The 16438-nt window shown below is 68.6% G+C and carries 13 protein-coding genes and 1 pseudogene; 8 read left to right on the top strand and 6 right to left on the bottom strand.

The window, feature by feature from the left end:
* Positions 1-84 precede the first annotated feature (84 nt).
* Genes CSC76_RS03295 through CSC76_RS03280 form a run of 4 tightly spaced genes read left to right on the top strand, consistent with a single transcriptional unit; the run spans position 85 to position 3562 of the window.
* On the top strand, positions 85-900 hold the full coding sequence (locus CSC76_RS03295; RefSeq protein ID WP_162108631.1) for a phosphatase PAP2 family protein: 816 nt from the start codon (positions 85-87) through the stop codon (positions 898-900).
* Complete coding sequence (locus tag CSC76_RS03290; RefSeq protein WP_202923476.1) at positions 852-2468, top strand: phosphoethanolamine transferase; 1617 nt, start codon at positions 852-854, stop codon at positions 2466-2468. The genes CSC76_RS03295 and CSC76_RS03290 overlap by 49 nt, the downstream gene beginning before the upstream one ends.
* Positions 2469-2492: 24 nt before the next feature.
* Positions 2493-3227, top strand: a complete 735-nt coding sequence (locus CSC76_RS03285) for a glycosyltransferase family 2 protein (protein ID WP_162108629.1) — start codon at positions 2493-2495, stop codon at positions 3225-3227.
* On the top strand, positions 3224-3562 hold the full coding sequence (locus CSC76_RS03280; RefSeq protein WP_162108628.1) for a lipid-A-disaccharide synthase N-terminal domain-containing protein: 339 nt from the start codon (positions 3224-3226) through the stop codon (positions 3560-3562). The genes CSC76_RS03285 and CSC76_RS03280 overlap by 4 nt, the downstream gene beginning before the upstream one ends.
* Here CSC76_RS03280 and CSC76_RS03275 read toward each other — a convergent pair.
* The 6 genes and pseudogenes from CSC76_RS03275 to CSC76_RS03250 form a co-directional block, all read right to left on the bottom strand.
* A pseudogene (locus CSC76_RS03275) lies at positions 3563-4632 on the bottom strand (PQQ-dependent sugar dehydrogenase). It abuts the gene before it with no gap.
* 280 nt (positions 4633-4912) lie between these two features.
* Positions 4913-5983, bottom strand: coding sequence for an acyltransferase family protein (locus CSC76_RS03270; protein ID WP_162108627.1), 1071 nt, complete (start codon positions 5981-5983; stop codon positions 4913-4915).
* Between the two features lie 10 nt (positions 5984-5993).
* Complete coding sequence (gene nagA, locus CSC76_RS03265) at positions 5994-7139, bottom strand: N-acetylglucosamine-6-phosphate deacetylase (protein ID WP_162108626.1); 1146 nt, start codon at positions 7137-7139, stop codon at positions 5994-5996.
* On the bottom strand, positions 7136-8173 hold the full coding sequence (locus CSC76_RS03260; RefSeq protein WP_162108625.1) for an SIS domain-containing protein: 1038 nt from the start codon (positions 8171-8173) through the stop codon (positions 7136-7138). The genes nagA and CSC76_RS03260 overlap by 4 nt, the downstream gene beginning before the upstream one ends.
* Positions 8170-9237: a LacI family DNA-binding transcriptional regulator gene (locus tag CSC76_RS03255; RefSeq protein ID WP_162108624.1), complete on the bottom strand. Its 1068-nt coding sequence runs from the start codon at positions 9235-9237 to the stop codon at positions 8170-8172. The genes CSC76_RS03260 and CSC76_RS03255 overlap by 4 nt, the downstream gene beginning before the upstream one ends.
* 11 nt (positions 9238-9248) lie before the next feature.
* On the bottom strand, positions 9249-9884 hold the full coding sequence (locus tag CSC76_RS03250; protein ID WP_162108623.1) for a hypothetical protein: 636 nt from the start codon (positions 9882-9884) through the stop codon (positions 9249-9251).
* A gap of 178 nt (positions 9885-10062) precedes the next feature.
* Between CSC76_RS03250 and CSC76_RS03245 the strand changes: the two genes are divergently transcribed.
* From CSC76_RS03245 to CSC76_RS18970, 4 genes are all read left to right on the top strand, one after another.
* Positions 10063-11139, top strand: coding sequence for a glucokinase family protein (locus tag CSC76_RS03245; protein ID WP_162108622.1), 1077 nt, complete (start codon positions 10063-10065; stop codon positions 11137-11139).
* Between the two features lie 113 nt (positions 11140-11252).
* On the top strand, positions 11253-13985 hold the full coding sequence (locus tag CSC76_RS03240) for a TonB-dependent receptor (RefSeq protein ID WP_162108621.1): 2733 nt from the start codon (positions 11253-11255) through the stop codon (positions 13983-13985).
* Positions 13986-14087: 102 nt separating this feature from the next.
* Positions 14088-15944, top strand: coding sequence for a beta-N-acetylhexosaminidase (locus CSC76_RS03235; RefSeq protein ID WP_238394858.1), 1857 nt, complete (start codon positions 14088-14090; stop codon positions 15942-15944).
* Positions 15945-15979: 35 nt separating this feature from the next.
* A complete protein-coding gene (locus tag CSC76_RS18970; RefSeq protein ID WP_238394857.1) occupies positions 15980-16423 on the top strand; it encodes a hypothetical protein in 444 nt (147 codons plus the stop codon).
* Positions 16424-16438: the final 15 nt, after the last annotated feature.

Here is a 16438-nt window from a genome sequence, read left to right as displayed (position 1 = left end):
TAACGGACTTCCGACGACTGTCCGACCGCGTTACGACATCGCGACCACCAGCATGCGCGGACCTTGTTCCTGCGCTTGTGTTGCATGTCGATTTCCCCTTCGTACGCCCTGCTTCTTCCGCGCCGCGCAACGCCGCGACTGCTGCTCGCTTCACTGCCCTTGTTGCTGCTCGCGTGGGCGGCCGCGCGACAGCTCGACCTGCACTGGGCGCGCTGGCTGTTCCAATGGGAGGGCGGCACGTGGGCGCTGAAGCGGAGCGTGCTGCTGGAGGGCGTGCTGCATCGGGGCGGTCGCCTGCTGAGCCAAGTCGCTTGGACCGGCCTGCTGGTGGCCACCCTGTGGCGCTGGCGCTCGCCGACCGCAGCGTGGACGCGGCCGGCGGCGCGCCTGCTGCTGGCCGTCTTCGCGTCCATCGCCTGCGTGGCCGCGCTGAAGGCGCTGACCCACATGGACTGCCCGTGGGATCTGGCCGGACTGGGCGGGCAGCGACCCTTCATCGACCTGTTCGAAACACGCCCCGCCATACTGGGACCGGCCGCGTGCTTTCCCGCCGCGCATGCCGCGGGCGGCTTCGCGTGGGTGGCGCTGTATTTCTTCTTCCTGCGTGTGGCGCCGCGCTGGCGCTATGCGGGCCTCGGCATCGGCCTGCTCGCCGGCACGGTATTCGGGCTGGCGCAACAGCTGCGCGGCGCGCACTTCCTCTCGCATGACGTCGCCAGCCTGGCGGTCTGCTGGAGCGTGGCATGCGCGGTCGAGGCCTGCTTCGGCCGCAGCGAATCCGTGCCGACGGAGTCGCGCGCAGGAGCACCACCCCCCTGCACGACTCGCCGTTCGCCCGCGCGTGGCAGCGCATGCGTGCCCTGCTCCTGGCGCGTCCGTGGATCGGCACCGAGACGCTGATCGTCGGCGCGTGCCTGTATTTCAGCCTGTTCGCCAATGGCGTGTTCTGGCGGGCGGCCGCACCACAACCGCTGACGCAGTGGCAATGGGCGCTGTCGCTGTTCCTGCTGGTCACCGCAGCCAATGGCGTGTGGCTGACGCTGCGGGTGTGGCGGCGTACCGCCCGCCTGGTGTTGTCGCTGCTGGTGGTGACGTCCGCGCTGGCCGGCCACTACATGGCGGCCTACGGCATCTACATCGATGCCGACATGGTGCGCAACGTGCTGCACACCGACTGGCGCGAGGCCAGCGAACTGGCCGGCGTCGACGCACTGCTGCCGCTTCTCGCCACGCTGCCCGCACTGGCGGTGATCTGGCGCGTGCGGCTGCGCGAACGCACGTGGAAGCGCACGCTGGCCCTGCGCGTCGCCCTGCTGGCGGGCATGGTCGGCACCGCCGTGCTGGGCGTGCTGCCGGTGACCCAGCCCCTGACCGCGTTCCTGCGCAACCAGCGCGAAGTGCGCTACCTGGTGACGCCGGCCAACGTGCTGGTATCGCTGGCGAAGGTGGTCAGCGAAGAACCGCCCGGCCGCGCGCGCACGCAACTGCCGATCGGCGAGGATGCCGTGCAGTCGCCGGCGGCCACCATGCGCCGGCCGCGCCTGCTGGTGCTGGTGGTGGGCGAAACGGCCCGCGCCGCGAACTGGGGCCTCAACGGCTATGCGAGGCAGACCACCCCGGAGCTCGCACGGCGCGGGGTGCTGAACTTCCCCCGCGTCACCGCCTGCGGCAGCAGCACGGAGGTTTCGCTGCCGTGCATGTTCTCGCCGTACGGGCGCGCGCAGTACGACGAGAAGGCCATCCGCGGCCACCAGTCGGTGCTGCACGTCCTGCAGCGCGCGGGCGTGGCCACGCTGTGGCGCGACAACCAGTCCGGCTGCAAGGGCGTGTGCTCGGGACTGCAGGTGGAGGACATGCGCGCGCGCCAGGACGCCGCGTTGTGCAACGGCGTGCGCTGCCATGACGGCATCCTGCTGGAGGGGTTGGCCGATGCCGCGCGCCGCCATAAGGGCGACCAGGTGATCGTCCTGCACATGCTGGGCAATCATGGCCCCACCTATTTCGAACGCTATCCTCCCGCATTCCAGCGGTTCACCCCGGTCTGCGAATCCTCGGACCTGGGGCGCTGCAGCCGGGAGCAGATCGTCAACGCCTACGACAATGCCCTGGGCTACACGGACCACGTGCTGGCCACGGCCATCGATACACTGGCCACCCTGCCCGGCTACGACACGGCGCTGCTGTATGTGTCGGATCACGGGGAGTCGCTGGGCGAAAAGGGCCTGTACCTGCACGGCATGCCCTACTCGATCGCACCCCGCGAGCAGCTGGAGGTGCCGATGGTGGCCTGGTTCTCGGACGGCTGGCGCGCCTCCACCCGGCTGGACGCGGCCTGCCTGCGGCGGGTGGCCACCGCCCCCCACAGCCACGACGACCTGTTCCATACGCTGCTGGGCCTGACCGACGTTCGGACCTCGCTGTACCAGCCGGACCACGACATTTTCCTGACCTGCCGGGCCGGACAATAATCGGCTGTTCCCGTGAGGTCTGCCATGACGGCCCTTTCCATCGTGATCCCGGTGTTCAACGAGCGCGGCAACATCGGCCCGCTGGTGCAAGAGGTGGTGCAGCACCTGCGGGGGCGCATCCCGTTCGACATCGTCTGCGTCGACGACCAGTCCCAGGACGATACCCGCGACGTGCTGACCGCATTGAAGGCGGAAGTGCCGGAACTGCGCGTGCTGGTGCACCAGCGCCGCAGCGGGCAGAGCACGGCCATCCGCACCGGCGTGAAGCATGCCCTGTCGCCCTGGATCGCCACCCTGGACGGCGACGGCCAGAACGACCCCGCCGACATCCCCAAGTTGCTGGCCGCGCGCGAGCAGGCCGATGCGCAGACCAAGCTGTTCGCCGGCTGGCGCGTCGACCGCAAGGACCCCGCCAGCAAGCGCTGGGCCTCGCGCTGGGCCAACCGGATCCGCCAGCGCCTGCTGCGCGACGACACGCCGGACACGGGCTGCGGCATCAAGCTGTTCGAGCGCGCCGCCTTCCTCGACCTGCCCTACTTCGACCACATGCACCGCTACCTGCCGGCACTGATGCAGCGCGCGGGCTGGAAGACGGTCAGCGTGCCGGTATCGCACCGGCCGCGCGGTTCGGGCCAATCCAAGTACACCAACCTGGGCCGTGCGCTGGTCGGCATCCGGGACCTGATGGGTGTGTCCTGGCTGATCCAGCGCAGCCACGTCACCCCCGTCAGCGAGATCGGCACAGGGCGCAAGCCATGAGCGTGATGAACCAGGAAATCGTCTGGCTGGGCTGGACCGGCCTGCACATGACGCCGTGGAAGCTGATCGGCCTGACCGGCGCGGCGATGTTCGGCGGCCGCTGGCTGGTGCAGTTCGTCGCTTCGCGGCGCGCGCGCCGTCCGGTGATCCCCCGCCTGTTCTGGTACATGAGCCTGGCGGGCAGCCTGATGGCGCTGAGCTACTTCCTGTTCTCGTCCAAGCAGGACGCGGTGGGCGTGCTGCAGAACCTGCTGCCGGCGTTCACCGCCGCCTACAGCCTGTACCTGGACATCCGCCACTCGCGCCAGCAGCGCGAGGCAGGAACCGCGCGCTGATCAGCTGCGGTTGGGCGTCAATTTCAACAATCGTCCGCCGCCGCCGTCCTCCAGCAGCCACAGCGCGCCGTCGGGCCCCTGCTCGCGTCGCGGATGCGCCGTCCCATCGGGTAGCGCCGCACCTCGCGCGCCTGCGTGCCGTTGAATTCGATCTCGATCAGCGCCTGCGATGCCAGACCGCCGATGAAGCCCTTGACCCGGTACCACGGGAAGAGGTTACCCGAGTAGATGACGAAGCCCGCCGGCGCGATCACCGGCGTCCACCAGGCTTCGGGCGCATTGAACTCCGGCCGCGTGGCATGGTCGGGGATCGGCGTGCCGTCGTAGTGGTCGCCGTTGGAGACCACCGGCCAGCCGTAGTTGCTGCCGCGCTCGATGAGGTTCAGTTCGTCGCCGCCGGCCGGCCCCATCTCGTGCGTCCACAGCCGTCCCGCATTGTCGAACGCGATGCCCAGCAGGTTGCGGTGACCCAGCGTCCACACCTGCGCCGCGATGCCGCCCTGCGCGGCGAACGGATTGTCCGGCGGCACGCTGCCGTCGTCGTTGAGGCGGATCAGCTTGCCGAGCGCGGATTGCAGGTCCTGCGCCGGCGTCATCGCCTGGCGGTCGCTGGAGGTGATCCACAACTTGCCGTCCGCACCGAATGCCAGCCGGTGGCCGTAGTGGCTTTCCCCGTTGACCTTGGGCAGCTGCCGCCAGATCACCTGCAGGTTGGACAGGCTGCCGCCGTTTCCGCTCGCATCCAGCGTCAGCGTGGCGCGCGCCACCGCGGCGCCGCGCGTGCTGCCGCTGCCCGCTTCGGCATAGCTCAGGTAGACCAGGCGGTTGTCGGCGAAGCGCGGATGCAGCAGCACGTCGCCGAGACCACCCTGGCCCCCGTAGGCGACGGCCGGCACACCGGTGACCTGGCCTACCTGGCCGGTGGCGACATGGGCCAGGCGCAGGGTGCCGCGCTTTTCGGTGACCAGCAGGCGGCCGTCGGGCAGGAACGTCATCGCCCAGGGCTCATTGAACGTGGCGACGGGCGTGCTGGTGAACGGGGGGTCGGGCACGACGCGGGGTGGCGACATGCCGCCCGCAGTGCGCCCTGCGCCGGATACCGGGGCAAGCGTGGCCGTTGCCTGGGGCAGCGTCCCCTGCGAGGCGGGAATTCCCGCGGTTGTGGCGACGCGCTGGGGGCTGGACGCCAGCACGACCCGCGCACCGTTCTCGTCGACCGTCGCGCGCTGGCAGGACGCCAGGCACACCAGACAGGCAAGCAGCAACGGCCTCTTCATGCGGACGCTCCGGCGACGGTGACCGTCGTTGTACGCCGGGTCGGCGAAGAAAAGCGTGACGGTCGCCGGGCCTTCAGACCTTCAGGTACCAGCCCCGCCGGTCCATCGCCCACACCACCCACCACCACACGCCGACGAACGACAGCGCGAACGCCAACGACGGCACGTACGGGCCGAAGCGCGGCGTCATCCAGTCGGCGAATCCGGCCCGGTACAGCGGCTCCATCCACCCGAGTCCGAGCAGTACGTACGTCATCACGGCCGCACCGACGTACGCGGCGATGGCGTTGGCACCGAAGCGTCGCCCCGCGGCCGGCCATCCCTGCCGGTCCACCGCCACATGGGCGAGCGCCAGCGCGAGCAACGCGCAGCCGGCGGTGAACAGCGCAACCGACGAGGTCCACAGCGACTTGTTCAACGGAAACACGCTGCTCCACGCCAGGCCGATGGCCACGGCCGCCATGCCGGCCGGCACCAGCATGCGAAGCGCACCGCCCCGCAACCAGGCGCCGGCGCGAACGCCGATCAGCGTGGTGGCGATGGCAGGCCACGTGCTCAGCAGCCCCTCGGGGTCCTGGCCGCGCGCAAGCGTGGCATCCCACTGGTAAAGCCACGGGGCGAACAGGGCCGTATCCACCCGCGCGGGCAGATTCGTGTAGGGGGCGTAGCCGAACGGCGCGAGCAGCGCCCAGTAGCCCAGCAGGATCACGCCGATCAGCGCCCACTGCGTGCGCGGTTTCGCATACAGCGCCACCAGCCCCACGATGGCGAAGCACACGCCGATCCGCTGCAGCACGCCCCAGGGACGGACGTGCGCACGGTCCAGCATCAGGTACGCCAGCAGGTGCAGCGCCAGGCCGAGCGCGACGATCTTCGCCGCGCGCCACAGCAGCGAGCGCACCAGCACGTCGCGCGCCACGCCTGCCTCGGCACGCGGCACGATGCCCAGCGAAACCGACACGCCGACGATGAAGAGGAAGAACGGGAACACCAGGTCGGTCGGCGTGACGCCGTGCCATTCCGCATGCAGCAGGGGCGCATACACGTGCGACCAGTCGCCGGGCGTGTTGACCAGCAGCATCGCCGCCACCGTCAGGCCGCGCAGCGCGTCGACGGACGCGAACCGGACCGGCGCGGCGCTCATGCGCGCGGGATCATGCGCCGCCGATCCAGGTACCGACGACCTGCAGGTCGTCGTCCAGCGCGACCAGGTCGGCCCGATAGCCGGGCGCGATGCGGCCGTGCGTGGCCCCGAGGCCAAGCAGATCGGCGGGATAGGTGGACGCCATGCGCGCCGCTTCCTCCAGCGGCAGATCCAGCCGCCGTACGCAGTTGCGCACGGCGCTCGCCATGTCCAGCGCCGACCCCGCCAACGCACCGGCCGCATTCCGCACCACGCCACCGACGGCCGTGATGGTTTCGCCATAGAGATCGAACGACGGATCGTCCGCGCCGACCATCGGCATCGCATCGGTCACCAGGAACACCTTGCCGCGCGGCTTGGCCGACAGCGCCACCCGCAGGCTGGCCGGGTGCACGTGCACGCCATCGACGATTACGCCGCACCAGCAACCGTCGTCTTCCAGCGCCGCACCCACCGCGCCGGGCTCGCGCCCCTGCAGCGGCGACATCGCGTTGTAGAGATGGGTGAACCCGGACACCCCGGCCTCGATGCCCGCACGGATCTGTTCGTAGGTGCCCGCGGTATGGCCGGCGAACACGATGGCGCCGCGCGCGACCATCGTGCGGATCATGTCGGCCGGCACCTGCTCGGGGGCCAGCGTCAGCAGGGTCACCCCGTTGTCGAGCGAGGTCGCCATCGCGATCTCGTCCGCGCCGGGCACGCGGAACTTGGCCGCGTCGTGCGTGCCCTTGCGTGCAGGTGCGATGTAGGGGCCTTCCAGATGGATGCCGAGCACGCCCGGCACGCCCCGCGCGATGGCCTCGCGCGTCGCCGCGATCGCCCGCGCCATCACCTCGGCGTCATCGCTGATCAGCGTCGGCAGCACACCGGTGGTGCCGAAGCGCCGGTGTGCCTGCGCGATCGTGCGGATCGCCTCCACGCTCGTGTCGTTGTTGAACAGCGCGCCACCGCCGCCGTTGACCTGCGCATCGATGAAGCCGGGCAGCAACGTCGCGCCGTGAAGATCGTGCCGTACCGCCTCTGACGGGATCGCATCGTCCGCGACCAGATCGGCGATGCGGCCGTCCTGCATCAGCACCGCCAGGCCTTCGACGAATCCGTCCGGCGTCAGCACGCGGGCATTGCACAGGGCGGTGGCGGTGCGCATGGCATTCATACCGTTTCGGTGACCTTGTTGAGATGCGGCGGCACGTCGGGATTGTGGCCGCGCCGCAACGCCAGCGCATTGATCGCGCGATAGAAGCTCTGGATGGTCAGCAGCGGCGCGCAGGCCGGATGCGGGGCTTCGGCCAGCGGCAGATCGCCCTGGCGCGATGCGACCCACACCTGTGCGCCCCGACCGCGGAATTCCTGCGCCAGCGCCAGCGTGCCAGCCTCGGTTTCGTCCGGCTGAGCGAAGCACAGCACCGGGAAGCCCGGACCGACCAGCGCCATCGGCCCGTGCTTCACTTCCGCCGAGCTGTAGGCCTCGGCATGCAGGCCGCAGGTTTCCTTGAACTTCAGCGCCGCTTCCTGCGCGGCAGCCAAGCCCAGGCCGCGCCCCAGCACGAACAGGTTGTGCGCGCCGACCAGCCCATGGGTCAGCGGCGACCAGTCCGCCTGCCAGGCCCGCCGCAGCGCATCGGGCAACGCCTCGGTGGCGGCATGCAACGGCGCTTCGTTCTTCCAGTGGGCGGCCAGCTGCAGGATCGCCGCGAGCGAACCGAGATAGCTCTTGGTCGCCGCCACGCTGCGCTCGGGACCCGCGCGCAAGGGCAGCACGGTGTCGGCCAGCAGCGCCAGCGGTGAGTCTTCCACGTTCACCAGCGCCACCACGCGCGCACCGGCCTCCTTCGCCTGCGTCGCATTGCGCAGCAGGTCCGGACTCTTGCCCGACTGCGAGATCACCACGTACAGCGCGTCCGCCAACCGCTGCTTCGCTTCGTATACCGAGACCACCGACGGCGATGCCGAGGCGGTGACCACGCCGAGCTGCGTCTCGAACAGGTATTTCGCATACGTCGCTGCGTGATCCGAGCTTCCGCGCGCGCAGGTCACCACGAACGGCGGCGGGTTGCGCCGCAGGTCGTCGGCCAGCGCCTTCACCGTGGCGGCGTTGCGCGCGTACTGGTCGGCGACGATGTCGGCGGTCTGGGCCGCCTCCTGGTGCATCAGGGTGTCGGAGGGCGCGGGCAACGGGGTGTCGGTCATGGTGTCGGGGGTTCGGGTCGGTCCGCGCGCGGACGGACCGGCGCAGTGGAACCGCGCACCACCAGTTGCGGCACGAAGCCCTGGTTGTGCACGGCGGTGGGATGGGCGTCGTACGCGTCCTGGCGCAGGCCGGCGATCAGCAGGCGCGCGGCCTGCTTGGCGATGTCCTGCGTGGCCTGCTTGGCGGTGGTCAGCGGCGGCCACGACTGTTTGGAGAACGGACTGTCCTCGAAGCCGGCGATGGACAGGTCGTAGGGCACGTTCATGCCGGCGGACTTGGCCGCCGCCAGCACGCCGGCCGCGATCTCGTCGTTGGAGCCGAAGATCGCGGTGGGCGGTTCACGCAGCGCCAGCAATCGGCGCGCGCCACGGAAACCGTCGTCGAACGTGTAGTCGCCCGGCACGACGAGATGCTTGTCGAGCGTGATGCCGTAGTCCTTCAGCGCTTTCTCGTAACCGGCATAGCGTTCGGTGCTCGACCGGTGCGCCAGTCCGCCCCACAGGAAGCCGATGCGCTGGTGGCCGAGCTGGATCAGGTGCTCGGTGATCTCGTAGGCCGCATCGCGGTCGTCGACATACACACAGGGCAGGCCGTCTTCCGGATCTTCCGTCGCCGCGATGATGCGCACCAGCTTCACCCCGCGCGCGGCCAGCGCATTCACCAGGTCGGCGCGCTCGGACATCGGCGCGGTCAGCACCAGGCCGGCCAAGCGGGAACGCTGCACGAATTCCACCAGCTCCTCCGCCAGCAACGGCGAGGTGGAATCCACCGGATGGATCTGCAGGCCGAAGCCGGTTTCCTTGCACGCCGCCAGCACGCCGTTCTGCACGCCGATGATGTGGTACGGGTTGGGGTTGTCGTACACCAGTCCGATCACGAACGGCGTGCCGCTGCGCAGGTTGCGCGCGGACTGGTCCGGTTCGTAGTCCAGTTCGGCGATGGCGTGCAGCACGCGCGCGCGCGTGCCCTGCAGCACCGACGGTTCGTTGTTGATGACCCGGGACACGGTCTTCAGCGAGACCTTCGCGCGTTCGGCGACGTCCTTGATGGTGGGTCGGCGCATGGGCGTTTCCGTCATGGAGGCGAGTCCGCCATGATGCCGCGTTCCGGCACGGCCGTCGCCGGCCGCAGACGACCCGCCCGATGCCCTGCCGCCGCGCTGCGAAAGATGGCGGTCCGCTTGTTGCGGATGCCCGTCGGTACGCCGTGTCGTGCGGCGACATCGATCAGGCCCGTCGTGCCCGCGCCCGGGCGCGCCGCGGGCTGCAGCAGCGCCAGACCACCGCCGATGACGCACGCACGGCCCGGCGGCGCACCGGGATACCCCCATGGGAGGAAGGACCCGGCGAGCATCGCCGCCGCCCCTGTCATCGCGACCGGGCTGAGGGCCAGTCCCTTGCTTACGCCGCTGCGTCTGGACAGCGCCGCCGGCTGCGTCGGGAAGAAGCGGGTAAGGCAGGATTCCATCGGCTTGAGGAAGGCGCTGATGGAGCACGCCGTACCGACGAGGGCGAACGAGCGGAGCGGGACGTAACCGTTACCGGCGGCCATGCAATCCCCGGTTCCGGCGCGCCCGCCAGGTCCGCGGCCAGCAGCGGGAATAACGTTGTCATGGCCGCGCGAACGGATCGAGAAAAGGCGAGGGTCAGGCCCCCTTCGGGCTGACTGATGTGAGTGCAGCAGCGTCATGCACTGCAGCATGAAGTCCATCGGACTCACCCCTTCTCGTCTTCGGGAAGACTGCATTGAACCCATTCCTGCGCGCAATCGAATGATGAATACGGCAATTGTTGTCATTCTTCGACATCACTTGGCCGCTCGAACGCCTATTTCATGACAGAGTCTTGACAACGTTGTCAAACACTTTCCACACTCCGGCCCCATCGGGATGAGGGGTCCCGGCCGCGGACATGTAGGGAGACGTGTGGTCGCCATTGCCAATCCATTGCCGACAGAGACCAGCCGCGGGGCGCACGACGCCTTCATCGCGGCGGACGTCGGTGGCACCCACGTCCGCATCGGTCTGGTGCGCGGCAGCGGCGACGCCGGCACGCCGGTCCACGTGCTGGAGTACCGCAAGTACGCCTGTGCCGAGCACGCCGGCCTGGGCGACATCGTCCAGGACTTCCTCGCCCACCTGAGCCTCGACCACGGACGGGTGACGCGCGGCGTGATCGCCAGCGCCGGGTATGCGCTGGAAGACGGCACCGTCATCACCAACAACCTGCCGTGGCGCCTGTCGCTGGCCGACCTGCGCACGCGGCTCGGCTTCGACGACGTCCGCCTGGTCAACGATTTCGAAGCCGTGGCGCATGCCGCCGCGCAGGTGGATGCCAGCCAGGTGCTGCAGCTGACCGGCCCCGCCATCGCACCGGCGCGCGGCCCGACGCTGATCCTGGGTCCGGGCACCGGCCTGGGCGCAGCGGTGTGGATCCCCGTCGGCGCACGCGCGGTGGTACTGGCCACCGAGGCCGGCCAGGCCGCGCTGACGGCGGGCAATGCACTGGAAATGGCACTGCTCGCCGAAATGTTGAAGACGCGCACGCACGTGCCGGTCGAACACGCGCTGTCCGGCCCCGGCCTGCTGAACCTGCATGCCGCGTTGTGCGCCGTCCGTGGCGCAGCGCCTTCGGGCTACACGCATCCGGGCCAGGTCACGGCCGCTGCGCTGTCGGGCGAGGACGCCCTGGCGCGCGAAAGCCTGGACGTGTTCTGCGGCCTGCTCGGCAGCGTGGTCGGCGACATGGCCCTGCTCTACGGCGTGCAGGGTGGCGTGTACCTCGCCGGCGGGATCCTGCCCAGGATCCGCGATTTCCTGATCAACAGCAGCTTCGTGGCGCGCTTCCTCAACAAGGGAACGATGCGCGAGGCGCTGGAACGCATTCCCGTGAAGCTGGTGGAGCACGGGCAGCTCGGGGTGGTGGGTGCCGCCAAGTGGTACCTGGAGCAACAGCAGGAAGATTGAAGAGCAAGCGCCGGGACAGGCGTGGCGTCGATTGCAGTAACGGCTTCAGCACGGCGGAGCAAGCGCGAGCAAGACCTGCCGAAACTCAAACAATGAATGATGGGAGAGACATCATGACGTACCGCAGATCCATCCTTTCCGCCGCCATCGTGACCTGTCTGGGTGTGGCGGTGCAGGCACACGCGCAGGACGCCCAGCCGACCGGCACCCAGGCGACCGACCTCGACACCGTGGTGGTCACCGGCATCCGTGGCAGCATCGAGAAAGCACTCGACGCCAAGCGCGATGCCGCCACGCACGTCGAAGTCGTCACCGCCGAGGACATCGGCAAGCTGCCGGCCAAGAATGTGGCCGACACCCTGCGCCAGCTGCCCGGCGTCAACATCGCGTCCTCGAGCGCCAGTGAAGGCGGCTTCGACGAAGCCGACCGTGTCAGCCTGCGCGGCACGAATCCCAGCCTCACCCAGACCCTCGTCAACGGCCACACCATCGGCACCGGCGACTGGTTCGTGCTCAGCCAGGTCGGCAACGTCGGCCGCAGCGTGAGCTACTCGCTGTATCCGTCCGAGATCGTCGACCGCGTCGTCGTCCACAAGACCTCCGAAGCGAAGCTCGTCGAGGGCGGCACCGCCGGTTCGGTCAACATCATCACCCGCCGGCCGCTGCAGTTCGCCGAGCCGCTGACGATCCAGGGCTCCATCGGCGCGGTCCACTCCGACCTGCCGGGCGACACCAAGCCCCAGCTCGATGCGCTGCTGAACTGGCGCAACGATGAAGGCACCGCTGGCTTCTTGGTACAGGTTTTCAATGAACAACGCAGCCTGCGCCGCGACGGCCAGGAAGTGGTGGGCGGCTACGGCACGATCGCGGAGTTCGAAGCGGACGGCGTCACCCGTACTCCCGTCGCGACCAGCAATCCCGACCTGGTGGGCGTGCTGTCCCCCAACCTGATCGGCGCTGCGCTGTTCGAGCAGGTGCGCAAGCGCCAGGGTGGTGTGGCGAACATCGAAGCCAAGGTCACCGACGACCTGACCCTGAACGTCAACGCGTTCTACTCGCGCCTGAAGGCGGACAACTACAACCGCAACTACATGATGTGGGCCAGCCAGTTCATCAACGCGCGCGCCCCCAGCAGCTACACCATCGAGAACGGCGTGCTGACCAGCGCCACCTACGCACCGGACACCACCAGCACGGCCGTCACGCCCTACGGCGTGTACGACATGATCTCCCGCCCGGGCGCCGAGTCCACCTCCAAGTACATCGCACTGGATGCCGAGTGGAATGCCAGTGACGCGCTGAAGTTCGTCTTCCAGCTGGGTTCCACCAAGGGCAACGGCAGCAGCCCCACCCAGGACGTGCTGGAAACCGGCATCGCCGGCAACGCCGGCGCGAGCTGGAGCATGAACGGCGTCGGCAACCCCATCGACTGGTCATTGGGCGGCACCAACACGGCCGCGAACCACCTCCCGCAGAACGGCTGGATCTTCGGCGCACAGGGCATCGACGTGCTGGACAAGGAAGACTGGGCTTCGGCCGACGGCCAGTTCTTCTTCCAGTCCGACGTGCTGTCCTCGCTGGACTTCGGCTACCGCTTCGCCACGCACGAGCGCAGCAACGACTTCTCGCTCGCACAGGGTCCGAACTGGGCCAGCAACTGGACCGACATCAACGCCTATCCGGCGGCCGGCGGCGCCTACCCGAGCGATTTCGGCGTCGGCGGCAACGTGCCCTCAGGCATCTGGTACTACACGCCTGCACAGCTGGCGGAGCTGAACGCCCGCTTCGCCAACCGCAACAACCCCGAGCGCTTCTATTTCTCCGACGTTTACGGGGTGGAGGAGGACATCAATGCCGTGTACGCCCAGCTGAACTTCCGCGGCGACCGCTGGAGCGGCAATGCCGGTCTGCGCTACGTGCAGACCGAGACGGACGTTCACTACAACCAGGCACTGGCGGTCAACTCCGGCATCCCGGGCGCGATCACCGGCTCGGCCTTCGGCGACTACCTGCCAGTCGTGGTCAACAACGACTACAACGAACTGCTGCCCAGCGTGAACTTCAAGTTCGAGCTGACCGATACCCTGGTGGCGCGCGTGTCGGGCAGCAAGACCATGACCCGCCCGGACTTCTCGGCGCTGGCCGGCTCGCTGACGTTGAACGACCTGACCCACGAAGGCAGCGGCGGCAACCCGAACCTCGACCCGCTGGTCTCGACCAACTTCGACGCTTCGATCGAGTGGTACTTCGCGCCACGCGCCCTGCTGGCCGCCAGCGTGTTCTCGATGGACATGGATGGCTACGTCGATTTCGGCAACGTCATCGTCCAGTACAAGGACCAGCAGGCCAGCCAGGCGGCGGGTACCGACGTCTACAGCGACTATCTGGTGTCGATCCCGGTCAACTCGAACGGCAAGGCGCGCGGCGTGGAACTGACCTACGAGCAGCCGATCGGCGAGAACTTCGGCATCAACGCCAACTACACCTATGTGGATGGCGAAGCCGATGGCGGCAAGCCGCTCAACGGCACGTCCGAGAACACCTACAACCTGTCGGCCTGGTACGAGAACGACCGCTTCAACGCCCGTATCAACTACAGCTACCGCAGCTCGTTCTATGCCGGCGTGAGTCGCGCCGACAACTTCTACCAGGACGACTTCGATACCGTGTCCGCCTCGCTGGGCTTCAAGGCCACCGACTGGCTGACGATCAGCCTGGACGGCCTGAACCTCAACAATCCGAAGCTCAAGTACTACACGGAGAACGACGCGGTGCCGGGCTATCTGCCGCATGCGTTCTACAGCAACGGCCGCCAGTACTACCTGAACTTCCGCTTCAAGTTCTGATCGCATCACCGATGTAAGGGAACGCTCTCCCTCTGCGGGCCTGGATTTGTCCGGGCCCGCTTTTTTTTGGCACTCTCCGCTCGTTCGCCCACGAGGATTCCGATGAAACGACCCTTCGTCCGTCGCGCCCTGGCCGGCATGGCCATCACCCTGCTGGTCCTGGCCGGCTGTGCCAGGACGGGCAGCGATGCCGGCGCCGCGACCGCTTCGGCGCCCATCACGCCGGCTCTGATTCCCGCGCCCGCCACGCTGCAGGCGGGCGAAGGATCGTTCGTCATCAATGCCGACACCCGCGTGTCCGCCACCGGCGCCGCGGCGACGCGCGTCGCCGGCCAGTTCGCCGCCTACCTTACGTCGGCGGGCGGGCCTGCACTGGCGATCACGGACGCCGATGCCAAGAACGTCATCCGCTTCGTACTGGAAACGGGCGATGCGGCTGCGGCCTCGCCGGAGGCCTACACGCTGGACATCACGCCCGATGGCGTCACGGTGAAGGCACGCGACGAGCGCGGTCTGTTCTACGGTGCGGTGACGCTGTGGCAGCTCGCCACCCAGGGCGACAAGGGCGGCGTCACGCTGCCGGCGCTCCATATCGAAGACGCACCGCGCTTCGCCTGGCGCGGCTTCATGCTGGACCCCGCGCGCCATTTCCAGACCGTCGACGAGGTGAAGAAGATCATCGACGCGATGGCCCTGCACAAGCTCAACACCCTGCACTGGCACCTGACCGACGACCAGGGCTGGCGCATTGAGATCAAGCAGTACCCGAAGCTCACCGAAATCGGCGGCTGCCGCATTCCCGCCGGCGATGGCGGCAAGGACCCGAAAACCGGTGAGCCGCGCCCTTATTGCGGTTTCTACACGCAGGACCAGATCCGCGACGTGGTGAAGTACGCCGCCGAACGCCACATCACCGTCGTGCCCGAGATCAATGTGCCGGGCCACGCGACGGCGGCGATCGCTGCGTATCCGGAGCTCGGCTCCATCGACACGCCGCTGGTGCCGTCGAGCGAGTGGGGCGTGTTCCCCAACCTGGTCAACGTGGAAGAACCGACGATCACGTTCCTGGAGAACGTGCTGGGCGAAGTGGTGCAGTTGTTCCCGGGCACTTACGTGCACATCGGCGGCGACGAAGCGGTGAAGGACCAGTGGGAAGCGTCGGCACGCGAGCAGGCCCGCATGCGCCAGGTCGGCGCGAAGACCGAAATGGATCTGCAGGGGTATCTGGTCGAGCGGCTGGAGAAGTATCTCGCCGGACACGGCAAGCGCCTGATCGGCTGGGACGAGATCCTCGAAGCCAAGCTGCCGCCGGAAGCCACGGTCATGTCGTGGCGCGGCATCGAAGGCGGTCTGAAGGCCGCGCGCCAGGGCCATGACGTGGTGATGTCGCCGTCGAACAAGACCTACCTCGACTACCTGCAGACGGCGTCGCCGAACGAGCCGCCGGGTCGCCCCGCGCTGATCACGTTGCAGGACGTCTACGCGTTCGAGCCGGTGCCGCCGGAGCTGGAGGAAAGCCAGCGCCACCACATCCTCGGCCTGCAGGCCAACCTGTGGACCGAGCACACGCGCACGTTCGCGCGCCTGCAGCACAACGCCTTCCCGCGCCTGGCGGCGGTCGCCGAAACCGGCTGGACGCCCGCGGCAAAGAAGGACTTCGCCGACTTCACCCGCCGCCTGCCCACGCAGCTGAAGCGCTACGACGCCATCGGCCTGGGCTACGCGAAGACGCCGTTCGAAGCGATGATCGCGACCGAGGACGACCGCAAGGCGGGCACCGTGAAGGTCACGCTGTCGAATCCGCTCGGCTATCCGGTGCACTACACCACCGACGGCAGTGAACCGACATCGACTTCCAAGGCGTTCGCATCGCCGCTCGACCTGAAGCTGCCGGTCACCGTGCGTGCGGCGGCCTTCGCCGAGGGCCGCGCCTGGCGCCCGCCGCCACGTTCGAGCTGACGCCCGCCGCACTGCTCACGCGCACCGACGAGGCGATGGCCGTGTGCCCCGATGCGGGCCGCCTGTTGCTGCGTCTGGAAGACGACGGCCCGGCCGAGAGCGAACGCGCGATCTTCAATGCCACGATCTTCTACCCCTGCTGGCAGTGGAACCAGGCCGACCTGGACGGCATCGCGTCGATCAAGGTGCGTGCGGGACGCATCCCGTACTACTTCCAGCTGGCGCACGACGAGCCGCACCGCACGTTCGAACCGGCCAAGTCGCCGCTGGGCGAGCTGGAAATCCTGGGAGGCGGCTGCAAGGGCCACACGCTGGCCAGCGTGCCGCTGCCGGCGGCACCGGGCGCGGACGGATTCCTGGACCTAGACGCACCGCTGCCCGCCGGCACCGCCGGCAGGCAGGACCTGTGCGTGCGCTTCACCGGCGACACCCGGCCGCAGATGTGGGTGCTGGACCGCATCACGCTGCAGCCGCGCTGAGGCATACTGCCGTCG

The organism is Pseudoxanthomonas mexicana, assembly GCF_010093385.1.
Taxonomy (GTDB): Bacteria; Pseudomonadota; Gammaproteobacteria; order Xanthomonadales; family Xanthomonadaceae; genus Pseudoxanthomonas_A; species Pseudoxanthomonas_A mexicana.
Note: the sequence above shows the minus strand (reverse complement) of the source record. Positions and strands in the feature narration are given on the sequence as shown.